Source organism: Mesorhizobium sp. WSM4816 (genome assembly GCF_055811535.1).
This window is the reverse complement of the sequence record NZ_JBVVQR010000001.1, coordinates 92496-116307: the sequence shown is the minus strand read 5'-3', so window position 1 is coordinate 116307 and position 23812 is coordinate 92496. Positions and strand designations below refer to the sequence as shown.

Sequence of the window (23812 nt, the reverse complement as noted above, 5' to 3'; positions counted from 1 at the left end):
AACTCACCCTCTGTTTGTGTTCAGGAATTTGAGGCGCCCGGCAAGCCAGCGCAGGATCATCACCGTAATCATCAGGATGCCCCAGACTGCCGTCGCAAGGTGCTGGCTTGCGCCCATCAGATTGAGTCCCGAGGACAGAAGCTGGAGCACGACGAGCGCAACGAAGACCGGGATCACCCGACCGAAGCCACCGAACGGATTGACCCCGCCAAGGAAGCAGGCAAGCACGGTGATCAGCAGGTAAGACTCGCCGTGGCCGACACGCACCGAATTGAAGCGCGCCAGCATGATGATGCCGGCGACCGCGCACATCGCGCCGGACAATGTGTAGACGAGAACCTGCACCTTGCGCGTATTGATACCGGAATAGCGCGTGGCCTCGATATTGGAGCCGATCATGTAGGTGTTGAAGCCTAGCTTCATGCGCGTCAGCAAGACGTGCCAGATCAGCACGCAAGCGATGAAGATGAGCAACGGCACCGGGATGCCAATAATCGAACCGTAGCCGATCGGCGCCAGGAAGCCGGGAATGCCGGACACGTCGCCGCCGCGCGTCAGGAATTCGCCGAGACCGCGCAGGAAGATCATCATCGACAGCGAGACCAGGATCGGGTGAGCCTTGGTGTAGGCGATGACGAGCCCCATGATCAGCCCGCTCAGTGCGCCGACCGCGATAGCAAGGACCGAGCCAAGCACAAAGGCGCCGACGCCCGCTTCGACGCCTCCCTGGCTTTGCAGTACCCAAGCCAGCGTCAGGCCGGCCATGTTGGCGGTGAAGGTGATGGCCAGGTTCAGGCCGCCGGTCAGGATCGGCAGCAGCATGGCGAGTGTGAGGAGGCCGAGTTCCGGCAGCTGGAAGGCGACGGATCCAAAGGTAGCGCGGGAAAGAAAGTTCGGCGCGGCAAAGCCGAACACGACCACGACAGCTACGAACGCGGCAAACGGACCTGCAAGTTCGGGGCCGAGCGCGTTGCGGACGCGTTCAATCAAAACCGTCATGAAGGCACCCGTCGGCTTTTCAGGAACGGCAGCAGGCGTTCGATGCTGGTATTCGAAAGCGTGATTGCGGCAAGAATGATGGCGCCGACGATCATCTTGAACGCGAAAGGCGACACGCCCATCAAATTTAGTCCGTTCTGGGTGATCGAGACCAACAGAACGCCCAGAATGCAGCCGAGCACGCTGCCTTTGCCGCCGCCGAGCCGCGCACCGCCAAGGACCACCGCTGCCAGGACGTCGAGTTCGCGCCCATAAAGGGCATTCGGCACAACCTCCTGCGCGTAATGCGCCTGGACGAGGCCGGCGATACCCGCCATCAGGCCAAGCCAGCCGAAGGCGATAAATTGCATGGCACCGATATTGATGCCGAAGCGGCGCGCGCCCTCCGGGTTGTCGCCAAATGCGTAGAGTTGGCGGCCAGTGGTGGTGCGCGTGATCAACGCCCAGGTAGCGAACACGCATATGGCCATAATGAGCACAGGCAGGGTGATCTCCGCCCAGGTCCCGTCAGCCATCTCTCGCTCGAACAGCACGACGCGGGTGGTGAGCCAGTCCGGCAGGTTGTAGATCGACACGCCGCCCGTGAAAAACATCAGCAAGCCGAAGAAAATGTTGAAAGTCGAAATCGTGGCGACGATCGAGATGATCCTGAACCCGTGGATCAGGAAGGCGTTGATGCAGCCCAACGCGACGCCCAATGCGCCAGCGATGATGAAGCCGACAATCCAATTCCCGCCGCCGATCCAGCCGAGGACGGTCGCGGTCAGATATTGCACAACGGAGGCAGCAACCGCGAAGGAGATGTCAATGCCGCCGGCGATCAGCACGACCAGCAGGCCGACGGCGAAGATGATGTTGACCGAGCTGGTGTTCAGAAGGTCAAACGCGTTGCCGAGGGTGAAGAACCGGTCCGTCGCGAACGAAAGGAAGACGCAGATGACTGCGATAACGGCAAGCAAAGCCAGTTCCGTTGCGTGGGAGCGGACAAACCTACGCATAGACCGCCTCCTCCATCGCCTGGAGGGTCGTAGCGCCCGGCGTAAATTCGCCGACAATGCCCCCCTGAGCCATGTGCAGCACACGGTCCGCGTTGAAATAGACTTCAGGCACCTCGTCCGAGATCAGGATAATGGCCAGGCCGCTGTCCGCCAGCTTGGAAACGATGTCGAAAATGCCGGCGCGCGCGCCGACATCGACGCCGACGGTCGGTGCGTCGAGGATAAGCAGCTTCGGGTCGGTCGCCAGCCATTTTGCAATGGCGACACGTTGCTGATTTCCCCCTGACAGGGTCGAGATCGCGTCGTCCGGCTTTCCGATCCTGACGCCGAGGTCTCTTATCCAGCGATTGACCAGAGATCGCTTGCGATCGCTCGAAATGAAACCGCCTGAAAGGATCTTGTCCAGCGAGGCGATGACCATGTTGTCGGCGATTGCCTGGGGCTGAATGAGACCGAGCGACAGCCGGTCTTCCGAAAGATAGGCGACGCCGGCGGCGATCGCGTCACGGTTGGAACCGAAGCGAACGGGTTTGCCATCCAGGGCGACAGAGCCCGATTTCGGCTTGCGCATGCCAAACAATGTCAGCGCCAATTCGGTGCGCCCTGCCCCGAGCAACCCGGTGATGCCGAGCGTCTCGCCGCGCCGGACTGTCAAGGACACGTCGTCGAATTCGCCGGGCCGCGACAGTCCCTTGACCTCAAGCATGATCGGGCTCCTGCTCAAATCCCGATGCAGGACGGAATAGTCGAAGGTCTTGCCCGTCATCAACTCGGTGATGCGCGACTGGGTCAGGCCTTTGGTTGGATAGACGCCAACCAGGGCGCCGTCGCGCAGCACGGTGACGCGGCTGGAGATTTCAAGAACCTCCGCCAGGCGATGACTGACGAACACAACGGCGACACCCGACGCCGACAGATTGCGCACAACGTCCAGCAGATAGTCGGTTTCGGATTGGGTGAGCGACGCCGTCGGCTCGTCCATGAAGACGAGCTTTGCCTCACCGACGAGGGCGCGGGCGATTGCTACGATCTGCCGCTGTGCGATGGGAAAGTGGTGGAGTGCCAGATCGACATCGAAGGTAACACCAAGACGTTGCAAGGCGTTGATCGCGACCCGACGCATCTCGGCATAGTTCACCAGCCGCGGCCAGCGGCCGATGACGGTCTGGAACGCGATATTCTCGGCGACAGTCATCTCGGGAAACAGGGCGAGATCCTGCCAGATGACCTGAATTCCGCTGGCCTGCGCCGTAACCGGCGACATATGGGAGTAGCTCTGGCCATCATAATCGATTTCGGCGCCCGCCTCGGGCTTGTACACGCCTGTAATGACCTTGATCAGCGTGCTCTTGCCGGAGCCGTTCTCGCCGGCAAGACAATGCACCTCGCCCGGCAACACCTCAAAGCTGACATTCTTCAGCGCCTTCACGCCGCCGAACGTCATGTTGACGTTGCGGAGCGACAGCAGCGGCCGTGGTGCGGCGCCATCGAGTGCCTGATCAGCCATCGAGTCGAAACCTGGATCCAATCGCGTTTGCAATCCTGCAGCCGGGCCGGTTCGAGGCCGGGCCCGACTGCCATTAGTCCTGGGAGGCTTTACAGGCCCATCGCCGCGAGATCGTCGACAGTATCCTTGTTGATGGGGACGAGTTGATCGACGATGATGTTACGGTTTTCGAAGTCCGGCTTGACTGTCCCAAGCCCTTCGATCGTATCGCCATCCTTGATCTCTTTGCCCTTCATGAGATGGTCGGCCAGCGTGACGAAAACCTCGCCCGCCTGCTTCGGATTCCACATGAAGCCGCCGGAGATCGCGTCGCTTTTGATGAGCTTCCGGCCCTGGCCTGGCGAGAATGGTCCGAGCACGAAAATTTCGCCCACCTTCCGGCGCTCTTCGATTGCGCGGCCAGCGCCGATCGGGCCTTGGCTGCCGAAGGCGAGGAAGCCCTTCAGGCCGGGATTTGCGGAAATCAGGTCAAGCGCAGTGCTGCGGCTCTTGTCTACATCCTCGGCGACGCCATAACGTTCGCCGACGAGTTTCATGTCGGGATTATTCTTCTTCAGATACTCGATTGCCGCATCGGCCCAGGCATTGTGCAGCGGCACCGTCAACGAGCCGACGAACACTGCATACTCACCCTTGCCGCCCATCTTCTCCGCCAGGAGCTTGGCGTGAGCCTCGCCGAAGCCGGTGGCGGACGCGAGTTCGAAATCCCAGTCGGCGCCCTTCTGGCCAGGCGATTCATGTGTGATGACGACGATGCCGGCGTCCTTGGCCTTCTGCAGGACCGGTTCAAGCACTTTCGCATCATTCGGCACGACGCCGATGACCTTGACGCCCTGCGCGATCAGATCCTCGATGGCGCGAACTTGCAGTGCTGGATCAGCGCTGGTCGGGCCGACCATGAATGCGTCGATCCCGAGCTTCTCGCCGCGCTCCTTGATACCCGCCTCCATTGCGTTGAACCACGGAATGCCGCCGATCTTGACGACGACGCCGACCTTGCCGGCCTGCTGTGCCATCGCTGCGAATGATCCGCCAATCATAAGGGTCACGGCAAGCGCCGCGATCAAGAGCTTTTTCATCTGTACTCCTCCCATAACGTTCCTAGTGGGAACACACTCGAGCCGTCGAACGACGGCGGCCGTTAGAAACCTCCCCGAAAGAGACGGGGCACTTCCCCATCGATCATCCACCGGTTTTCGCTTGCACAATCGATGGTGCAGAAACTATTGTGCATCGAGAAGCTCTCGTCAAGCGGGATATTGCTCTAAATAGACGCGCCGGAGGCGCCAGATGGATCAGCGGGTCAAGAAGAAGGCGACGATCTATGACCTGTCCGTGCTGTCGGGCAGTTCGCCGTCGACCGTGAGTGCCGTGCTGAACGGCACTTGGCGCAAGCGCCGCATCAAGGAAAGTACGGCGCAAACAATTCTCGGCCTCGCCGAACTCCACCAATACACCACCAATCTGCAAGCGCGAGGCTTGCGACGCTCGCGATCGGGCCTGGTCGGCCTGATGCTGCCCGTCCACGACAATCGCTACTTCTCCTCCATGGCGCAGACGTTTGAGGGGCATGTGCGCAGCCGCGGCCAATGCCCGGTCGTGGTTAGTGCCAGCCGCGACCCCGAAGAGGAACGGCGGACCGCGGAGACGCTGATCTCCTATTCAATCGACCAGCTCTTCATCGTCGGCGCCACCGATCCCGATGGCGTGCACGAGGTCTGCGAACTGGCGGGGCTGAGGCATATCAACATCGACCTGCCGGGAGCGAAGGCGCATTCGGTGATCAGCGACAATTATCAGGGCGCGCGGATGCTGACGGAAGCAATCATCCGCCACTTCGGCAAGGACGATCCTCTGCGACCGGACGAGCTGTTTCTGTTTGGCGGCCGCAACGACCACGCCAGCCGCGAACGCATCGCCGCTTTCCATGCGACCAAGAAGGCGCTGCTGGGCGCCGACCCTCACGATGGTGTGCAGTCCTCCGGGTATTCGCCTGATATAACTTTGCGTGCCTTCGAGGCGTTTTACCAATGCCGTGGCAAGCTGCCGCGCGCGCTGTTCATCAATTCGTCGATCAATATGGAAGGTCTGCTGCGTTTCATGGCCGGCCGGCCGGCGGAAATGTTCAGCGAACTCGTCGTCGGTTGCTACGACTATGACCCCTTCGGCTCCTTCCTGCCCTTCCCCGTAATCATGGTGCGGCAGAATGTTGAGGCGATGATCACGAAGGCGTTCGAGCTGATCGATGAACCGCCGACGGCACCGCAGACCTTCCTGATCGCGCCAGAGCTGATCCAGCCCAGGTCTGCATTGAAAGGGCCGTTGGATACGCTGAAGGATATAGCCTGAGGGTGACCCGGCGCTAGAGGGCGACACGGCCTTGAGATTTTCAGTGGTTCATCGTGCCGACCCTCACGGGAGTGTCGCCGTCCTCAGCGCGAGCCAACTGGGTGGGTGCGTAGGCGCCTGTAAAAAGGTCTACAGCAGCGAGCGTCAGAAGCGATAACGGATTCCAAGAGCGTTCGCATTGGAACCCTCTGTCATATCTCCAAACGTGCCATCGGCGCCGGATCTATGGTGGAGTTGGTAGACGAGTTCGACGTTGGGGGCTTGCCTCACTCTGAAAGAAAGCTCCGCACCGACGAAGCCGAGGAATGATGCGTCGCCATCGTGGACGATTTCGCGTTGGCGCTCGATCTCGGTAGGGCCGGTAACGGCACTGAATCCAGCAGTCAGTGCGGGCGCAATCGCCAAATCACCAATGACCAGGCCGTGGTGGCGCAGTCGCGCTCCGGCCCAAAGTTCGCCAGTCGTATCATCGTCCTCGCCAAATCTTATGGCCGCGCCGGCGACGCCACCAAGAACGAAGCCAGCGCCGATATCGACGAAATCGCGACCGTATGCGGCTCCGATTATATAATTGTCCGTGTAGTCGGCACCGAAAACATTGATCGCGTCGCCGAAGGCCCCGCGCGTAAAGACGCCACCAAAGACAAAGACATCGTTTTTGGTCGGCAAACCGTCTGCGAAAGGGTCCTGGGTCGCAAAATAGATAAAGGGAGAATTGTCATCGGCGAGTCCAGAACTGACTGAAATGCCCAAGATCACCGCAGCCAGGGCCACTTGCAGTCCACGCATAGACAAGCTCCGAATCAATCCCTTTCCATGGTTGGCAATTGCAGTGACAAAAAACAAGGTACGAACTGTTTTATCGCCAAAATACTGGATGCGGGTGGCTCGAACCATTCTTCAGGTTTTGCCGGGGGCGCGCAGGTGACGTTCGCCACAGGACGTTAACGGCGCAGTCTTCGGCCGCCGGCCTGACAGTATTGGCTTCAGCCTATACCAATTCACGTGCGTTGCAGCGTTCGACTGACGCGACCATCTGCTGGAGTTCCATCATTGATGGATAGGATTCCCTGTGGAAACCACGATTGAAGACCTTATATCTCGGAACGTTTTCGTGCCGGCGCGGGTTGTCATGGAGATGCATCGAAATGATGGAACGCGAGAAAAATGGCCATTCTTTCGGGAGAACCGGGAAGCTGTTGGGTGGCGGCAGCCACCGCTACGAACTATCCCCCGCTCGAGGGCTCGATCCATGCCGATGCCGTTGTCGTGGGCGCCGGGATTGTCGGGCTCACGACGGCGCTTCGCCTTTGCGAGGCCGGTCGGTCGGTGATCGTCGTCGAAGGCCTGCGGACAGGCGGCCAGGTGACCGGTCGTTCGACGGCCAAGATCACGACACAGCACGCGCTGATCTATCGCCATCTCATCGACACCTTTGGGCGGGACCTGGCACAGACCTATGCCGAAGCAAATTCCGCCGGCGCCGTGCAGATCCGGGAATGGGTTCGCGACTATGCCATCGCCTGCGATCTCGAGAACAAGGATGCCTATACCTACAGCTGCGATGCAAGCCGGCGCGCGGAGATCGTGGCCGAGGCAGAAGCCGCGCGCCAGATTGGGCTGGACGCCGATGTTCTGGAGCGCGCGCCGCTGCCTTTCGAAACGGCCGCCGCTCTCCGTTTTTCCGACCAGGCGCAGTTCAATCCGGCGATGTATCTGGTTGGCCTGGCTCAAGCGGTGACGGCCCGTGGCGGACGGATTCTCGAAAACAGCCGCGCGATCTCTATTGGCGAGGCAAGCCGCTGGCGCGTCGTTACCGACAGCGGCACCGTTCACGCCGAGCATGTGGTCGTCGCCACCAACATGACAGTGAAGAGCCCCGTCGGTATGGCGAACCGGACCCAGCCGCGCTGCCACACTGCCATGGCGTTTCGGATCGATGACCCTCTTGCCGTCGACGGCATGTTCATCGGCATCGACGATCCGACGCATTCCATCCGCACCGGCCGCGACGCCGAAGGCCCGCTGCTTGTCGCACTCGGCCCCAAGTTCGACACGGGCCAGGACGGCGATGTGGCGAAACGGTTTGTCGAGCTGGAACAATGGGCAAGAATGAGCCTTCCCGTTGGGGACGTTGCCTGGCGCTGGTGCAATGAGGACTATGATACGGCCGATAGGGTTCCATATGCCGGCGAACCCGATCCGGACAAAGCCTCCGGTTTTCATATCGCCACGGGATTCAACGCCTGGGGCATCACCAACGGAACGGCCGCAGGCATGATGATCGCGGATCTGATCTGCGCGCGGCCGAGTCCATGGCAAAGGCTCTACGACCCGGCGCGGTCTTATCCCGAGGACTTTCACCAGAATGGCCGCAGCCAATCGATTGTCTCAAGCCTCGACGACATCGCGCCCGGCATGGGCGGTGTGATCGTCAGGGGTGACGAAAAGATCGCGGCGTGGCGAGACGCTGAAGGGGTGCTCCACCCAGTTTCGGCGACATGCACCCACAAGGGCTGCACCGTGACCTGGAACAATGCGGACAACACCTGGGATTGTCCCTGCCATGGCTCGATTTTTGCGGCCGACGGCTCGGTCATCCACGGCCCGGCTCGAAAGCCGCTTGATCCGGCTGCGCTGTAAACGGCGGCCACCGGCACGGGCCGGTGTTACCGTGCGTAGGTTCCGACCAACTCGGTCTGCTCCAGCGCATGCTTCTGGGCTTCCTTCCAGACGAGCTGCACGCCCGCCTGTCCCGGCACACTGAGGCTCGGCACGTCGAGCGCGGCCAGCCGGAAATGATAATGATGGACGCCATGTCCCACCGGTGGCTGAGGGCCATCGTAATAGGCATTGCCGAAATCGTTGGTGCCTTGCCTGAGTGCCGACGGGCCTGGCTTGCCGTCTTGCGCCTCGGCAAGCTCGCCGGCATCAGGCGGGATATTGAACACCGCCCAGTGCCCGAAAACCCCGCTCGGCGCGTCGGGATCCTGCACGACGAGAACAAGGCTCTTGGTACCGTCCGGAATACCGGACCATTTTAGCGGTGGTGAGACGTTCTGGCCGTCGCGGGTATGCCTTTCAGGGATTTTCCCGCCCGCCGGGAACGCAGGACTGATAAGGGTGAGTGGCATTTCCATCTCCCCAAGAAACGAGACCAACTGTATCTGGCGCTATTTCACGCCGCTTGCTGAGCTGCCGCGACGCGCCTGATTTCTGCCGGCAAGGATTCCCAAACCTTGATCATCTGCCCCTCTCCCACGTGGTGATCGAGCACCTTGGATACGACCCTGAATGCATCCTTGGAATCCACCGGTCGGGTGAATTCCAACTCCGCCTTGATTTTGGCCAGGAACTCGTCGAGCGACCGCAACTTCTCGGGAATCGTGGAGGGCTGATATTGGTCGTAATAGGCGCCGCGCACGCGGATCGGCAGCTGCGAGCCGAGGTGGGCGGCAAGATCCGGCTGCATGCGGCCTCGCAAGGCGTGGAGCACCGCTCCAAGCACATGCCATGCGACCTGCCGATCCGGTCCGATCTCGGTCATGATCTCGTCGAGCCAGATGTTTGTTGTCTGCAGCGTCTTGTCGAATACGTCGAGTCCGGTGGCGCTCATCGGAAGCCGCCTTTCAACAGGTTGAATGACTCTTGGACGAAACGGCCTTGGTCGGCTGTTGTTCCCGTCCCTAAAGGCCGCCTCTCGCGAAAGCGTGTGATCTATTCGGCCAATTTTACGCTCGCCAAGCTTAACGCGTTTCCATCGAGAGTTGGCCCGTCAAGATTTGGCCCGTCAAGATTTGGCCGTGGCCACGGCAACGAAAAGAGATTGCCCTTGCCTGCTGATGCGGAACAACATCGGCTTGTTCAGCTGGCGGGATTTCGCCCACTCCTCTTGGATGTCCGACGGCTGTGTCACATCCCGGTTGTTGGCCGAGACGATCACATCGCCAGGCTGAACGCCGTTTTCGGCGGCGAGGCTGTTTGGAGCCACTTCCTGGACGAACACGCCCGTAGTATCCGGCTGGAGTGCGAGCTGCTGGCGCGCCTCATCCGGGATTGGGCTGAGCGACAATCCAAGACGCGTGTCGGCCGTTTCCGACTTTGGAACGGCGCTGGTCTGTTGCTCCTCATCGTTGCGCTGTCCGATGGTCAGAGCTATTTCCTGTTGGCTGCCTCCGCGGTTCCGTGTCAGCGTCGTTTTTGTTCCCGGCTTTTGGCTCGCAGCCGCGAGCGTCAGATCATGGACGCTCTGGATGTCCTTGCCGTTAAAGCGTGTGATCACGTCTCCCGCCTGTATGCCTGCCTGCTCTGCCGGACTGCCGGGTTCGACCGAGGCGACCAGCGCTCCCTTGCTGCCGGGTATTCCAAGCGCCTCGGCAATCGACGGGGTGATCTCCTGGAGACGCACCCCGATGAAACCGCGCTCGATCCGGCCAGTGCGGATCAACTGGTCGACGACGTTCCGGGCGGTGCGGGATGGTACCGCAAAGCCAATCCCTATGCTGCCACCTGTGGGAGATACGATGGCCGTATTGACCCCGATCACTTCGCCGCGAGCATTGAACAGCGGGCCGCCGGAATTGCCGCGATTGATTGAGGCGTCGGTCTGGAGAAAATCGTCGTAAGGACCGGCATTGATGTCGCGCGAACGGGCCGAAAGCACGCCGACGGTAACGGTCCCGCCGAGCCCGAACGGACTGCCGATAGCGATCGTCCATGCGCCGGGTTGTACTGCATCGGAGTCACCCCAGGCGGTCGTTGTCATATTGGACCGCGGGTCGATCTTCAGCACCGCGAGGTCGGTTGCCGGATCGCGGCCGACGAGTTGCGCAGGCAACGTCTCCTTGTCGGAGAATACGACATGAATTTCGCTTGCATCGGCAACGACATGGTTGTTGGTGACGATGTACCCCTCGGGGCTGATCACAAAGCCGGAACCAAGGGCCTCTCGCACCTGCGGTTGCGCCGGTCCGAGGCCGGGACTGCCGAAAGGACTAAGAAAGTCGCCCAGCGTCGCCTGGTCCTGGATGATCTGTTTGGTCGTTATTGCGACCACGGCTGGAATTTTCTCGCGCACGATTGTCGTGAAGTCGTTCGGGATTTCCTGGGCTGCGGCCGGAGCAAAGCCGCCGGCCGAGAGCATCAGAGTTCCGGCGATCAGGCCGGCGCAAAGTCTTTGGTTCAATTCCGGAAACATGGTCTGCGACTCTCCATCGTTCAGTGATCAAGCATTGCGACCGCTCCGGCATGAGCCAGCGGATCACCAGCGGATTACGACAACCCTGTCGTTCCCGTTGGCGAGTTCGACAGCTTCGGTGCCGTCCGGTTTCCGGCTTTCGATCCGGGCACCTTCTACTGTTTCTATGCCGGCAATGTTGGCCGCAAAGGCCTCGTCAATCTCGGCGGCACAGACGAGGGTATCCGGGGGCAGATCCTTCACTTGGTTCATCAACTCGCGAAGCTTCATGGCGAACCTCCTTGGCACAGGCCCGGAATCTTTCAGCCGCACATTCCAACCATGTGCCTCCAGAAAAGTTCCCAGACGCGATTGCGGGCATGTCACAGGGACGAGATTCCGCCAACGATGCATCGGTGGTGCATGGATCAGGGGCGCGGGCCGTGTTCACATGAATCGAGAGCTTCCTGCCTCCGACAAGGGGCGTTCGTCCGGCCGCCCTGAATGCAAGGCGTCGGCTCGATCAACACTGCGGCGCCGGCGATGCCACCAGCCTTTTGCCGGCCACCCGCTAACGAGAACGATCAAGACTTCTCGTCACCGTTCTGGGCTGGCCTCAATGCACAAACCTTGCCCTCAGCCAGGCCAGAAGTCTGTTCCCGGTAATCGTCCGGCGGACTCTGGCGGCAGCCCATCGCGCTTGCATCGTAGCACCCACGTGGCAGTGACAGACGATGTTGTGCAACTGCCAGTCACTTAGCTCGAAGAAGCGCTTTGCCTCACCGTAGGTATCATCTTTCAGACCCATGGCGCGCAGCACCGGATCCTCATAGGCAACGGTGATCGGCGACCCCGCGCCACGCGCTACGTCACGAGCTTCAGGACTGAGATATTCGGTGCCTGAAAGGGCTCCGAGGCAACGCCGTGGATTTTGTTCGAGAAGCTCTGCCCAACGCTCGATCCGCTGCGCCCGAGTCATGGTCGGGTATGTCGCCGAGGGCTCAACTTTCGCAACTGTCTGCAGTTGGTCGAGTGTTTGGTGTTTCATGGTCGGCTCCTTTCAACAGGTGGAAGTGCCCACGCCCTAACAGAAGATTATTGCGCTGCGACGCGCCGACAAGGCCGGAATTGGCAATGTCAGGAGTTTGCCCCTCGCCCGGTTCGGATCAGGAACCTTCCCGGGGGCCTGCTTGTTTTGGCTAGTGAAAGGAGACGGTCATGAGCACAAAACCACCACCCGTTCCGACAGAGAACCAGAGCCCAAAGGGTCCGGGCGACAAGAAGTCGGTTCCTGTCGACCAGACGCAGCACAGCCATTCCGCCCCAAATCCCGACAAACAGGGCCAGCAGGGCAACACGAAGGTCAATACGACCCATCAAGGCCATCAGCAGGACCGCTAGGTGATTTCATGTCCACGTCGAAGAAGACCCGCGCCAGTATTCGCCATGGCGGTCCTGGCGCATCGCACGAAAACGCCAAGGAGCCGCTGGTGATAGAAAAGCCACCAGCCGATTCCGATCTGCGCAGCCGCAGCAAGATCTCAGGCGGCGGAGGCGAACGCGACAGCCACCATACTCATGACCCGGAAAAGAAGGGCGGCGGCACTCGGCCGGCAAACAAAGGAAGGTGAATTGTATTCACGTCCCCGGCGAAGCGTGCGGCGTGGAGGTGCCAAGCATCATCCGGCCGTCGACTGTGAGCACCGCCAGTGGCTGTGGCCTTCTTTGGCCTACCGCCGCAACTTCGGACCGCATCACGCATTTTTGCTGTGATCGCCGTTCCTCCAGGCGGTCCGAGGCTGAGACAGCCCGCGGGCTCCCGGCCGGCGGGCTGTCTCGTCAGCCTACCGGCTTTTCCCGCTAGACGAGCGACAGCGATGCTACTTCCGGTGGAACAGGAAGCCCCCTCTGGGAGTTCATACCGTCATCAACAGGCGCATGGACGTGCCCTTGTACGGCGCGGCAGCGCACGAATGGGAGAACCACCATGAGCCTCGGAACCATACTTATCATCATTTTGATCCTTATCTTGCTTGGCGGGTTCAGCGGCTTGGGTGGTGGACCGTTCTACGGCACCGGCTATTATGGTGGCGGCGGCCTCGGTCTCGTGCTGCTGATCGTTGTTATCCTGGTCCTTCTCGGGCGCATTTAGTACACGATTAGGCGGACAATTTTGGCGATGATCCTGTGTCGGCCTGATGCCTTGCCCAGGAATGTCGCCGCGACTGCGGGCAAAGGGGGCCGCACGTGATTGTCCGGACGGAACCGAAACCGCTCGAGGGCATTATAGCCGCTCAGAAATCCACGAGAATGGCGCCATAAGTGAACTTCGTTGAACAAGCCGATGTCGGCCTCGGAGTTCCGGGCATTCCCATTGCCGATCTGATGCAGGCACTGCCGGTCGCCATCTACACCGTCGACGGGCAGGGATACATCACCTTCTTCAACGAAGCCGCAGCTGAGCTCTGGGGCCATCGTCCTGTTATCGGTCGGGACCTATGGTGCGGCTCGTGGAAGCTTCGTCATCTGGACGGTCGGGATATGGCGCATGGCGAGTGTCCGATGGCCGTGGCGCTGCGCGAAGGGCGGGATGTCTCCTGGGACCAGGCGATTGCGGAGCGGCCGGATGGCGAACTGGTCCCATTCAGGGCTCACCCACGGCTGCTTCGCGACGAAGCGGGCAATGTAGTCGGTGCCATCAACACGCTGCTCGACCTGCGCACGCAGACGCTGGGCGATGAAGCCCGCATGCGTCTTGCCGCCATTGTCGAGTCGTCGATGGACGCCATCGTCTCGAAGGACATGGATGGCATCATTACTAGCTGGAACGATGCTGCAGAACGCCTGTTCGGCTACACGCCTGCCGAGGCGATCGGCCGGCCGGTGACGATGCTCATTCCGCCTGACCGTCTCGACGAGGAAGTCTCGATCATCAGTCGCATCCGCGCCGGCGAACGCGTCCCCTCCTATGAGACGATGCGCCTGCGCAAGGACGGCACGCTCGTTTCGGTCTCGCTCACCGTCTCACCGACCCGCGACGGGATCGGGCGGGTCGTCGGCGCCTCCAAGATCGCGCGCGACATCAGTTCCCACAAGGAGAACGAACGGCGCATCCGACTGCTCATGCGCGAGGTCAACCATCGGGTGAAGAACCAGTATTCGGTCATCATCTCGATGATCCGCGAGACAAGCAAGCTGACGAGCACACCTGAGGCTTTCCTCGGGCAAGTTCGAGAGCGCATCATGGCGCTTTCGGAATCCCATGATCTCCTGGTCAATGCCGAATGGCGCGGCGCGACGGTCGGCGAGCTCATCCAGGCCCAGCTCAAGGCCTTCGCAGCGCAGTCCCGCGTGTCGATGGCCGGGCCACTGGTGGTACTGCAGCCGAACGCCGTCCAGTATCTCGGCATAGCCTTTCACGAACTCGCCACCAATTCGGCAAAACATGGAGCGCTGTCGTGCAACGGCGGACGTGTCGAGATCGATTGGCACGTGGTCCCTGCGGGCGACGGCGCTGAGACCTTTCGACTGGTCTGGCGTGAGTTGGACGGGCCAATCCTGGACGCTGTCAGGGGGCGCGGTTTCGGACTGGTCGTGCTCGAGCGAGTGGCGCCGCAGGCTCTCAGCGGCAGCGGGCGGCTGGAGTTCCACGCCCGAGGCATCACCTGGACGCTCGAGGCGCCGCTGCATTTCGTCCAGACATCACTGGCCGAAATCGCGGCCGATTGAAGGAATTTCGCCGCGCTCGTGAAGCTGAGCCCTTCCCCGCGACCGCTGTGTTCGGCCAGACCTATTGCGTTTGGTCCGGCGGGCGAAAATAAGGCGAAACAGCCCTGTCCTCCAGAACATCGACGTCGCCTCTTCCAGGCAGGGCATCGCAGCCAAGCGAGTGCCGATCGACGTTACCCGGTTCAAACACAATCAGGCCGTCGAATTCCATGGCCGCCCCGTAGAACTGGGCGGCTTGCAACACCAAGCATTCGACGTCTTCAAGCGCAACGTTTTCTGCGAGGTTTCGCAGCCGCACAACCTCGGCCACCGCAGTGACATTGACTATCCCCTTGCACCGGGCGGCGGTCCAAACTTGCAGGTTAACGTCGTGACACAAATGGGCCGAATAACCGTCTCTCATGGAAAACCCTTCCTTTCAGGAGCGGTTTGTCCCTCAAGATCAGCATGTGCCATAGCAGCTCGAATGACAAGCGTAATCCATCAAACAACACACAAAATCAACAAGTTAGCATACGGCTCAGGCTACACGATGGACGCTTGACGGTAACTGTGAGCCTTTCACGCCGATGGCCAATGAGCCGGTCTTGACGGCTGGCGAGGCTTTTCCTACTTCTTAGATAAATACTAACTTTGAGCGTCTGGAGGGCAGAAATGGCCGAGCTGGAAAGACCCGAACGACTGCAGATCATGCTAACGTCGGAGGAATTGGCTGCTTTGGAAAACTGGCGCTTCGAAAGGCGCATGCCAAGCCGGTCTGCGGCCGTGAGGGAGTTGCTGCGGCGCGGCCTCCACGCGGACGGATTTTTGACAGCGGCACAAGGTGCCAAGTCGCAGGATTTTGGAATTCTGCCCACTTCCGGCATTGTCGATGGAGCGTCCCGCGACCAGGGCGGCAGCAAGCTGTAAGGCTGCCCTCGCGGCGCTGGAGATGTTTCGGCGCCGGAGCCTTGCCCATTCTGTGGAACTTCAGGCAATCGTCGCGCGTTCGGTGAGGCATGTTGTGGACCAGAACAAGGCTGGTTGCATACATCACACAGGCCAGCAAGGATCGAGGCAGTGAGCTTCCTTTACCGCGCGGCAAAAATCGCCGAACAAGCTCATGCGGGGCACACGGACAAGACCGGACGGCCCTATATCGAGCATTGCCGCCGGGTCGTTGATGCCGTCGAAACGCTCGACCAGAAGGCCGTTGCCTACCTCCACGACGTTGTTGAGAAAAGCGACGATTGGGATCGCGAGCGCCTCGAGGCGGCAGGTTTCGGAACATCCATCGTATCGGCCGTCGATGCGATGACACGCAGGCCGGACGAGGACGACCTCGATTTCGTGCGCAGAGCAGCAGCCAACCCATTGGCGCTGCCGGTCAAGCGCGCCGATCTTACCGACAATTTATGGCAGGCACAGCAGATTGGCGCGTCGACATCGAAATATGAAGACGGACTGCGGATCCTCGACGAAGAATTCTCCTGATGACGAAAGGATTGTCGCCTGTGGCGTGATCGGCCGATGTGCGACCTTCATGCGAGGCTCTATTCGGGGAGGTGAGGCGTATGTCGCTTGTCCTCGGCAGGATCGGCATCGATCCGCGCCTTGCTGGGATCGAAGGCGCCATGGCGGGCGATGGCCAATGCCGGCGTGTCGGGCGTCTCGTAGGCCCACATGAAGTCGTCGGCCGCTCCGCCGACCGCGTGGACCCGCCAGTAACTGGCCGTGCCCTTCAGCGGGGAGTGGGTTGTGGTGTTGGTCTTCTCCAGAAGGTCGAAATAGATATCCTCGAACGGGATATAGAAGACCGGATCTTGCCCCTCCTCATGGAGCACTTTTGCCCGCTCTGTCGAGGCAATGATCGCGTCGGAGAACCTGACCGTCACGGTTCCATTGAACGGGGTAATCGTCAGCGCGCCGGGACGGCTGGTGGAATTTACTGCTAAGGGATGCATGCGACTTCTCCGTTGGCTGCCGATCTCCTGGAACGTCGTATCGCCTGTCAGGTTCCAACCGCGTGAGGCTCATTGGAGCCGCGACATCGGGGGGGCCGGCGACAGATGAAAAACCTCCCGCGGGGCATTCAGATTCAAGGGAACGTTACCGCCGAAGAGTTCGTTTCCTAGATTGACACCGGAACCGGCGGCGGGGCTTCGCAAGTCAAGGGAGACTGCCATGAAGGTCGGCAACTGCATGACGAGGAATGTACAGGTCGCTAACCCCGAACAGTCGATCCGCGAAGGGGCTGAGATGATGGGCAGGCTTGACGCCGGAGTCATGCCCGTGGGCGACCACGACCGGCTGGTCGGGATGATCACCGATCGAGATATCGCGATCCGCGGCGTAGCATTGGGCAAGGGACCTGACACGAAGGTGCGTGATGTCATGAGCCCGGAGGTCAAATATTGCTTCGATGACGAAGACGTCGAGCATGTGCTTGAAAACATGGGCGACTTGCAGGTACGTCGGCTCCCGGTTCTGAACCGCGACAAGAGGCTCGTCGGCATCATCTCGCTTGGCGATCTCGCGACGAATGGCGAAGCGGCAGAAGCGGGAGAAGCTTTAAGCGACATCTCGAAGCCGGGCGGCGAGCATTCGCAGACTGCTCACTGACTAACGCCGCGACATGTCGGCGCAAGGTCAACATCACTTGTTTCGCGGTGCGTCGGCTAACGCCGGCGCCGCGCCGGAGCCTTCTACATTTGCGATGTTTTTCGGCAAAGGTTCAGGAGCATCCATGACAACGATCCGAAGCACCGTGTCCTTCAGCGCCGAAAAAAGCGCGGCGGGGCGAAATCATCGTGCAGGCGCGGACGCATCAGATCACGCGCCGAGACGTTCACCCGGATGTCGTCTCGTGATAAGCTGTTCTTGCGACGGGACCGCGCGACACCGAGGCGGGCATCTCGCGGCCGGGCAGCCTTAGTCGCAGACGATGAGCTTGAGCACCTGATGTTCTCGAACGATTGCAGGCGTCCTGCCAAAGCCTGTTGCGAAGGTGGGGCCTCTTGCGAAGGTCGGGCCTCTCGGAGTGGACGGATTTGGGTTGGTCGCTGAACCTCGGGACGATCGCGGGCACCACCGTGCGCGTTCACTTTACCTTCCTGCTTCTGCTCGTCTGGATCTGGCTGACGCACTATCAGATCGGCGGCACGCCAGCGGCCTGGCAAGGCGTTGCCTTCATCATTGCGGTTTTTGCCTGCGTGGTCCTGCATGAGTTCGGCCACATCGCCGCCGCACGGTATTTCGGCATCAACACGCCGGACATTACGCTTTTCCCGATCGGCGGCGTCGCCAGACTAGAACGCATGCCCGAAGAGCCGGGGCAGGAGTTCGTGATCGCGGTCGCGGGGCCGCTGGTCAATGTCGCGATCGCCGCGCTGATCTTCGTCCTGCTCGGCGGGTCGGCGGGCGTCGAACAGATGGCCGGGATCGAGGATCCGCGTATGAGTTTTCTCGCCAGGCTTGCCGGGGTCAACGTCTTCCTGGTCATCTTCAATATGATCCCAGCCTTCCCGATGGATGGTGGCCGTATCCTGCGCGCCGCACTCGCCGCCCGCCTCTCGTGGTCACGCGCAACCCAGATCGCCGCCACGATCGGGCAAGGATTGGCCTTCGTCTTCGGTTTTGTTGGGCTGTTCTACAATCCGCTGCTGATCTTCATCGGCATCTTCGTCTATCTCGCCGCGGCAGCGGAAGCGCAGAACGCACAGATCCGGGAGGTAGCCACAAGCGTCCTTGTCGCGGATGTGATGATCACCGAGTTCGCCCGGCTGGAACGGTCGGCGACGCTCGACCAGGCAATCGAGATGCTGCTCGCGACCACGCAGCACGAATTCCCTGTCGTCGACTCCGCAGGCCATCTTGAAGGATTGGTGACACGCAACGACATGATCCGGACATTGAAGGAAAAGGGACCCGCCGCACCGGTCGCGAGCGCAATGCGGCACGATATCCCGAAAATACATTACCGCAAAAGTCTCGAGGAAAGCCTGCGGCTGATGCAGCAGGCAGATGTGCCTGCTGTAGCCGTCGTCGACAGTTCCGACCGGCTGGTCGGGCTCATGACACACGAACCATAGGCGAGATGCTCATGATCCGCTCGGCCGTGTCAGATGCCTTCCGATTTGGTCGTTTGCGTGGGACCAAGCCACGATTCACGCGGATCTGAGCACGAGGATTCTTTCCACTGCCGGATCGGGTGAGTGCGCTCTAAATCGTAGCGGAGCGATAAGCAGAAATCGGCCGGAACGAAGGTCGTCCCGGCCCTTTTTTCTGTGCCTCAAGCGCCCCCGACATGAGGCAGAAGTTCAAGCGCACCGCGATAGATCATGTCGCCAGCGACGTAGAGGATGACCACCAGGCCGACATAGGCAATCCAACGGTGCTTCTGTAGCAGATTGGCAATGAGGTTTGCAGCGATGCCCATCAGCGCTACGGAGAGGACAAGGCCGAAGATCAGCACGTTCGGATGTTCGCGCGCAGCACCGGCTACCGCCAGAACATTGTCGAGTGACATGGAGACGTCGGCGATGATGATCTGCCAGGTTGCCTGGGCCAGGGTCTTGCGCGGAGCCTTGCCAGCTACGACGCCATCGTAGTCGACGTCGCTTTCCGAAAGCGCTTCGATCGCCTGTGCTTCCTGCGCATGGTTTTGCCGGAGTTCGCGCCACATCTTCCAGCAGACCCACAACAGCAAAAGACCACCGGCGAACAGCAGCCCGACGATCTGCAGGAGTTGGGTTGTCGCGGCCGCAAAGCCGATGCGCAGAACGGCCGCTGCGATTATGCCAACGACGATTGCGTTTCTGCGCTGCTCTTTGGGTAGTCCGGCCGCGGCAAGGCCGATAACGATGGCATTGTCGCCGGCCAGCACCAGGTCGATCATGATGACCTGCATGAGAGCGGTCATTGCTTCGGGACTGAAAAAATCTGTCATACGGCACCCTTGCGTTCAGCGAGGGGTGACGCGGCTTGCGAGTATAACCGTAGAGCAACGCGGACACCGCGTATGACAAGAGAGATGCCGCTACAGCTGAAGAAAACTCAAAGCCAGGCCACCCGGATTGGAATTCCAGTCCGACATCGCAGTCCTGATGGACTGCCAGAGGGGCCCGGCCTGGTAGCACCTAGCTATTGCCCCAAGCGCAAAAACTCAAGGCTTAATTGTGATCCGCATATGCGGCATCGCTCGGCAAGCTGGTTGAGCCAGGTCGATCGGCCACGCGGCCATTGAACGGGCCGGCAGCCGCAAGTAAGGTTGATACAGTGGGCTTCGGTCAATTTCTCCAACACCCGATCTGCGACCGTCGATGGCGATGAAGGGAATTCCGTCTTGGCTGCTCATCGGCGACCGATCGGCCAATATCTGTTCCCAATCGGCTCCTTGGGCCTGGCCGCACTCATTCATTTCGGCGCCGCATCGATCGAGCATTCGCCGCTCTCGATCAAGATCCTTGCGTTGATCATCGTCGCTATCTTCATCTTCGCGACAGTGTTTGTGGTTTTGCATCATGCAGAAGCCGTCGCACTGCGGCTCGGTGAACCATATGGCACGCTGCTGTTGACATTTTCGGTGACGGCCATCGAAGCATCGGTCATCGTTTCGATGATGCTGCACGGCGAGAACAACCCGACGCTGGCACGCGAATCCGTGTTTTCGACGGTCATGATCGTTTGCGCTGGCGTCGTCGGGGTCTGCCTCACCCTGGGTGGGCTGAAGCATCGATATCAGGACATCAAACGACAGGGCACCAACGCCTCGCTTGCCGTCATTATGGCGCTGACAGTTCTTACGCTGATCCTTCCAAACTACACGCTTGCAACAAGCCCCGGTACGTTCTCCGCCTCGCAGCTCGCTTTCGTGAGCGTTCTTTCAATCCTCCTCTATGGTGCCTTCGTCTTTGCCCAGATGGTGCGCCATCGGGGCGATTTTATCGAAGACCTGACCTCCAGCGCGGAACATGACAAGCATGTATCTGAGGGCGAGAAAGTGACCACCAATGTGCTCCTCTTATTTGTCGGACTGGCAGGGATCGTTCTTCTGACCGAGCAGGTGGCCGGCAGCATCGAGAATGGGCTCGAGTTTCTTCAAGTTACCCAGGCGGACGCCATCGTGGGCTTCTTCGTCGCTGCGCTTGTGCTTATGCCGGAGGCGGTATCGGCGGTTCGGGCAGCGCTCAAAAACGAGCTTCAGCGAGGGCTGAATGTCGCCCTCGGCTCGGCCTGCGCCACAATCGGCCTGACAATCCCGGCGATCGGTGCGGCGAGCCTGCTCACCGGACGAAGCCTGACTCTTGGTCTGGGTCCGGGAGATACCGTGCTTCTCCTCCTCGCGCTTGCCATCAGCATCGTGAGCTTTGGGACGGGCCGAACAACGATGCTGACAGGGCTCGTTCATCTCGTCGTGTTTGTCGCCTATCTGTTCCTTATCTTCGTGCCGTAGGTGATCGCCCGCCGTCTTCGGCGATCGCCGCGTTCTGTCGATTTGCGGCGCACATGCCTAGCCTGCAATTACTGGACCTTCGAGCGTAGGCGATCCGTCACGAACTCCATCAACACCACGATGGCGAAGATCACGAGAATGATGGTCGAGGCATTCCTGTATTGGAAAAGATCGAACGCGACCTTCAGCTCCTGGCCGATGCCACCGGCTCCAACGAGGCCGAGAACAACTGATGAGCGCACTGCCTTTTCAAGCGCGAAGAGCGTGGTGTTTATCAGGGACGGCATGGCGTCAGGCAGTACTGCCCCGCACAGAACAGAGAATCGTCCGGCGCCGATTGCAAACAGCGCTTCCTGAGGTCTTTCGTCGGCATCCTCCATCGCCTCGGCGAAGAAGCGCCCGCAAAAGCCGATCGAATCGACGACGATGGTCATGGTGCCGGCAACCGCCCCGAGACCAACGGCTGACACGAAAAGTAGTGCCCAGACCAAATCTGGAACAGTCCTGAACAACGAGACCAGCATCCTGGAGATATGCCGGAACGGGCCGATCGGGGTTATGTCCTTGGCCGAGAGCCAGGCAAACGGCAAGCTGAGGACGACACCTATTGCTGTCCCCACGAGCGCTATCTGAAACGTTTCGACCATGCGCCACAAAACCCTCAGGAGGAACCCTGGCTCGACATTTGGGGGTATCATGCGGCCGACGAGATGGACCATTCGGGGCACCCCGCCTGCCAGTTGTTCCGGCGAAGGTGCGACCTGCCCGGCGGAAACGATCACGAGAGCGGCCAAAGCGACGGCAAAGCTGAAAGTGACGGGCGAGATCGATGGAATCCGGCTCGGCGAAAGGCGGTCATGCATCGAAGACGTCTTTCAGATCAGCGCGGTCACCTGCGCCGTCGGTCGGTCGAAGAAGACCTTGCCCGCCTTGAGCGCTATCAAGCGGTCGGAGTAGTCGAGAGCATGTTCCATGTCGTGCGTGGTGTAGACCAAAGTGATCGCCTGTTCCTGGGTCAGCTCGGAGAAGACGCGCATCACATCATGTCCAGCCGCCGGGTCGAGACTTGCCGCCGGTTCGTCTGCTATCAAAAGCTTCGGACGCCGGATCAACGCACGGGCAATCGCCACCCGCTGCGCCTGCCCTCCAGAAAGCGCGTCGGCGCGGGCGCCCGCCTTGCCGAGAAGCCGCACTTCGGCGAGGGCTTTCATTGCTTCCTCGCGCCAGTGTTGCTTTGCGATGGAATGGTGCCAGCCGCGCCAGCCGCCGGGCAGCCCGAGCTTGCCCTGCAAAACGTTTGTAAGAACCGATTGGCGGCTGACCAGTCCGTGGTGCTGGAAGACAAATCCGATCTGCCTGCGTATGCGCCGCAGCTGGGCGACGGACGGCGCCGAGCGGAAGCTCTCGCCGAGGGTGACGACCTCGCCACCGCTCGACGGTAGAAGACCAATGAGGCATTTGAGCAGGGTGGATTTTCCAGCACCGTTCGAGCCAATCAGGGCAACCCGTTCGCGCGATGCTATGGTGAGGCCGATACTGGAGAAAATGACCTTTCCGTTCGCATAGCTCTTCGCAAGATCGTGCGCCCGAATGATGGCTGTCATAGTGACCTCTTGGCCCAGACCGAACTGCGAAACAGACCGGCGGTTAGCCGCCGGCCTTGTCGCTGAAAGGAGCAAGTCGATGAAAAAGGAGCAAGCCTCAGTTTACGAAGTCGGTGAGGGTCTCAATTCCGATCGTGCGGTACATCGAGCGGACATAGTCGTAGTCCGAGTCCCTGACATCAGTCAGGAAGAAACCGCCCTTGAATTTCTGGTTGTCCTCGCCGGTCAAGATCGCTTTCATCAGCTCATTGCCATTCTTCGCAAAGGCATCGCGGATCTTGACGAACACGTCATCTGAAATGTCCTTGCGGGCGACAAGAATGTCGTTCGGCAGATCGCGGCCCCGTGCGATGACCGAGAAGGCAACGCCGGGGAATGCTTCCCGGACCGAGTTCAGATAGCCGAAATTCAAGCCGATAGCGGCGATGTCGCCGCGGATGAGAGCCTCAGCCGCGATGTTGCGCGATATGATTACTGGTTCGTAATCGGTGGCATATTTCAGGTTGAAATCGGCCAGCGCCTGCGCGGGGCCGAGGTGCTGGGACGTCGAGCCGACCGAGCCGAATGCGACCTTCTTGCCCTTCAAGTCTTCGACCGAGCGGATCGGTCCATTCGCCAGCACGGCGATCTGAGCGAAATAGTCGGGGCGCTGCCAGGCGACAACAATCTTCGGCTGGCTTAATTCCTTCATGACGACGTATTCTGCAGGACCGGTCAGGACAAGATCGACCTGCCCGGAATTCATCGCCTCGACGGCGCTGGTCCGCGAACTGACCGGAAACAGCTCGACATCCAGGCCGGTCGCCTCTTCAAGAGCGGTCTGGAAAGCACCGAATTCCTGCTGAAGAGCCTCCAGTCCCTCCATGTCGGTTACCGCGAATTCCACCGGCTCCGCAAACACTGGAAGAGCGGAGGCAAGCGTCAGGGCGAGTGCGGTTGCGATGCTGCGGATCATCGTTTTTTCCTTTGCTGTATAGACAGGAAACTGTTACCCGCTAATCCGTATACGCAGCAGAT

The 23812-nt window shown here is 60.4% G+C and carries 26 protein-coding genes and 1 pseudogene; 11 read left to right on the top strand and 16 right to left on the bottom strand.

The annotated features are described in order from the left end of the window. Positions 1-3: 3 nt before the first annotated feature. The 4 genes from AC0L3H_RS00530 to AC0L3H_RS00515 form a co-directional block, all read right to left on the bottom strand. Positions 4-999: an ABC transporter permease gene (locus tag AC0L3H_RS00530; RefSeq protein WP_473584104.1), complete on the bottom strand. Its 996-nt coding sequence runs from the start codon at positions 997-999 to the stop codon at positions 4-6. Next, complete coding sequence (locus AC0L3H_RS00525) at positions 996-1997, bottom strand: ABC transporter permease (RefSeq protein ID WP_023799539.1); 1002 nt, start codon at positions 1995-1997, stop codon at positions 996-998. Before AC0L3H_RS00525 ends, AC0L3H_RS00530 begins: the two co-directional genes overlap by 4 nt. Further along, positions 1990-3504 (bottom strand): sugar ABC transporter ATP-binding protein, encoded by a 1515-nt coding sequence (locus AC0L3H_RS00520; protein ID WP_473584103.1) that lies wholly within the window; start codon positions 3502-3504, stop codon positions 1990-1992. Before AC0L3H_RS00520 ends, AC0L3H_RS00525 begins: the two co-directional genes overlap by 8 nt. A gap of 89 nt (positions 3505-3593) precedes the next feature. After that, positions 3594-4583: a substrate-binding domain-containing protein gene (locus tag AC0L3H_RS00515; RefSeq protein WP_473584102.1), complete on the bottom strand. Its 990-nt coding sequence runs from the start codon at positions 4581-4583 to the stop codon at positions 3594-3596. A 211-nt stretch (positions 4584-4794) separates the two neighbouring features. Between AC0L3H_RS00515 and AC0L3H_RS00510 the strand changes: the two genes are divergently transcribed. Beyond that, the gene (locus AC0L3H_RS00510) at positions 4795-5853 is read left to right on the top strand and encodes a LacI family DNA-binding transcriptional regulator (protein ID WP_473584101.1); all 1059 of its coding nucleotides are present in this window, start codon (positions 4795-4797) and stop codon (positions 5851-5853) included. 144 nt (positions 5854-5997) lie between these two features. On the opposite strand, the gene AC0L3H_RS00505 is transcribed toward AC0L3H_RS00510, so the two are convergent. Continuing rightward, positions 5998-6750: a hypothetical protein gene (locus tag AC0L3H_RS00505; protein WP_473584100.1), complete on the bottom strand. Its 753-nt coding sequence runs from the start codon at positions 6748-6750 to the stop codon at positions 5998-6000. 270 nt (positions 6751-7020) lie between these two features. On the opposite strand from AC0L3H_RS00505, the gene AC0L3H_RS00500 reads away from it, so the two are divergent. After that, positions 7021-8496: an FAD-dependent oxidoreductase gene (locus AC0L3H_RS00500; protein WP_473584099.1), complete on the top strand. Its 1476-nt coding sequence runs from the start codon at positions 7021-7023 to the stop codon at positions 8494-8496. Positions 8497-8522: 26 nt separating this feature from the next. On the opposite strand, the gene AC0L3H_RS00495 is transcribed toward AC0L3H_RS00500, so the two are convergent. The 5 genes from AC0L3H_RS00495 to AC0L3H_RS00475 all read right to left on the bottom strand — a co-directional run bounded on the left by AC0L3H_RS00495 (position 8523) and on the right by AC0L3H_RS00475 (position 12077). Beyond that, positions 8523-8987: a YbhB/YbcL family Raf kinase inhibitor-like protein gene (locus AC0L3H_RS00495; protein WP_473584098.1), complete on the bottom strand. Its 465-nt coding sequence runs from the start codon at positions 8985-8987 to the stop codon at positions 8523-8525. 44 nt (positions 8988-9031) lie between these two features. Beyond that, a complete protein-coding gene (locus AC0L3H_RS00490; RefSeq protein WP_473584097.1) occupies positions 9032-9469 on the bottom strand; it encodes a DUF2267 domain-containing protein in 438 nt (145 codons plus the stop codon). Between the two features lie 174 nt (positions 9470-9643). Continuing rightward, complete coding sequence (locus AC0L3H_RS00485; protein WP_473584313.1) at positions 9644-10996, bottom strand: Do family serine endopeptidase; 1353 nt, start codon at positions 10994-10996, stop codon at positions 9644-9646. Between the two features lie 117 nt (positions 10997-11113). After that, positions 11114-11320: a sugar phosphorylase gene (locus tag AC0L3H_RS00480; RefSeq protein WP_473494745.1), complete on the bottom strand. Its 207-nt coding sequence runs from the start codon at positions 11318-11320 to the stop codon at positions 11114-11116. A gap of 325 nt (positions 11321-11645) precedes the next feature. Further along, positions 11646-12077, bottom strand: a complete 432-nt coding sequence (locus AC0L3H_RS00475; RefSeq protein WP_023799551.1) for a hypothetical protein — start codon at positions 12075-12077, stop codon at positions 11646-11648. A 170-nt stretch (positions 12078-12247) separates the two neighbouring features. Between AC0L3H_RS00475 and AC0L3H_RS00470 the strand changes: the two genes are divergently transcribed. From AC0L3H_RS00470 to AC0L3H_RS00455, 4 genes are all read left to right on the top strand, one after another. After that, the gene (locus tag AC0L3H_RS00470) at positions 12248-12430 is read left to right on the top strand and encodes a hypothetical protein (protein WP_091590065.1); all 183 of its coding nucleotides are present in this window, start codon (positions 12248-12250) and stop codon (positions 12428-12430) included. Positions 12431-12438: 8 nt separating this feature from the next. After that, positions 12439-12660, top strand: a complete 222-nt coding sequence (locus AC0L3H_RS00465; protein WP_023799552.1) for a hypothetical protein — start codon at positions 12439-12441, stop codon at positions 12658-12660. A gap of 356 nt (positions 12661-13016) precedes the next feature. Beyond that, complete coding sequence (locus AC0L3H_RS00460) at positions 13017-13181, top strand: DUF3309 family protein (RefSeq protein ID WP_473584096.1); 165 nt, start codon at positions 13017-13019, stop codon at positions 13179-13181. A 170-nt stretch (positions 13182-13351) separates the two neighbouring features. Further along, a complete protein-coding gene (locus AC0L3H_RS00455; protein WP_473584095.1) occupies positions 13352-14758 on the top strand; it encodes a PAS domain S-box protein in 1407 nt (468 codons plus the stop codon). 61 nt (positions 14759-14819) lie between these two features. Here the strand turns inward: AC0L3H_RS00455 and AC0L3H_RS00450 are convergent, their stop codons facing one another. Then, complete coding sequence (locus AC0L3H_RS00450) at positions 14820-15161, bottom strand: hypothetical protein (protein ID WP_473584094.1); 342 nt, start codon at positions 15159-15161, stop codon at positions 14820-14822. Between the two features lie 251 nt (positions 15162-15412). On the opposite strand from AC0L3H_RS00450, the gene AC0L3H_RS00445 reads away from it, so the two are divergent. Both AC0L3H_RS00445 and AC0L3H_RS00440 read left to right on the top strand, forming a co-directional pair. After that, a complete protein-coding gene (locus AC0L3H_RS00445) occupies positions 15413-15667 on the top strand; it encodes a hypothetical protein (protein ID WP_473494742.1) in 255 nt (84 codons plus the stop codon). Positions 15668-15817: 150 nt separating this feature from the next. Further along, entirely contained in the window at positions 15818-16231 is a 414-nt protein-coding gene (locus AC0L3H_RS00440) for an HD domain-containing protein (RefSeq protein WP_473494741.1), read from the top strand. 59 nt (positions 16232-16290) lie between these two features. Here AC0L3H_RS00440 and AC0L3H_RS00435 read toward each other — a convergent pair whose 3' ends face one another. Beyond that, positions 16291-16701 (bottom strand): DUF427 domain-containing protein, encoded by a 411-nt coding sequence (locus AC0L3H_RS00435; protein ID WP_473584093.1) that lies wholly within the window; start codon positions 16699-16701, stop codon positions 16291-16293. Between the two features lie 220 nt (positions 16702-16921). Here AC0L3H_RS00435 and AC0L3H_RS00430 point away from each other — a divergent pair, with 220 nt between their 5' ends. Both AC0L3H_RS00430 and AC0L3H_RS00425 read left to right on the top strand, forming a co-directional pair. Then, on the top strand, positions 16922-17359 hold the full coding sequence (locus AC0L3H_RS00430; RefSeq protein WP_473584092.1) for a CBS domain-containing protein: 438 nt from the start codon (positions 16922-16924) through the stop codon (positions 17357-17359). A 428-nt stretch (positions 17360-17787) separates the two neighbouring features. Further along, positions 17788-18917: pseudogene (locus tag AC0L3H_RS00425) on the top strand (site-2 protease family protein). A 111-nt stretch (positions 18918-19028) separates the two neighbouring features. Here AC0L3H_RS00425 and AC0L3H_RS00420 read toward each other — a convergent pair. Then, complete coding sequence (locus AC0L3H_RS00420; protein WP_023799561.1) at positions 19029-19685, bottom strand: TerC family protein; 657 nt, start codon at positions 19683-19685, stop codon at positions 19029-19031. Positions 19686-20081: 396 nt separating this feature from the next. Here AC0L3H_RS00420 and AC0L3H_RS00415 point away from each other — a divergent pair, with 396 nt between their 5' ends. Then, the gene (locus tag AC0L3H_RS00415; protein ID WP_473584091.1) at positions 20082-21191 is read left to right on the top strand and encodes a calcium:cation antiporter; all 1110 of its coding nucleotides are present in this window, start codon (positions 20082-20084) and stop codon (positions 21189-21191) included. 68 nt (positions 21192-21259) lie between these two features. Here AC0L3H_RS00415 and phnE read toward each other — a convergent pair whose 3' ends face one another. The 3 genes from phnE to AC0L3H_RS00400 all read right to left on the bottom strand — a co-directional run bounded on the left by phnE (position 21260) and on the right by AC0L3H_RS00400 (position 23750). After that, positions 21260-22054, bottom strand: coding sequence for a phosphonate ABC transporter, permease protein PhnE (gene phnE, locus AC0L3H_RS00410; RefSeq protein WP_473584090.1), 795 nt, complete (start codon positions 22052-22054; stop codon positions 21260-21262). A 12-nt stretch (positions 22055-22066) separates the two neighbouring features. After that, on the bottom strand, positions 22067-22795 hold the full coding sequence (locus AC0L3H_RS00405) for a phosphonate ABC transporter ATP-binding protein (protein WP_473584089.1): 729 nt from the start codon (positions 22793-22795) through the stop codon (positions 22067-22069). Positions 22796-22892: 97 nt separating this feature from the next. After that, the gene (locus AC0L3H_RS00400) at positions 22893-23750 is read right to left on the bottom strand and encodes a PhnD/SsuA/transferrin family substrate-binding protein (RefSeq protein ID WP_473584088.1); all 858 of its coding nucleotides are present in this window, start codon (positions 23748-23750) and stop codon (positions 22893-22895) included. Between the last annotated feature and the right edge of the window lie 62 nt (positions 23751-23812).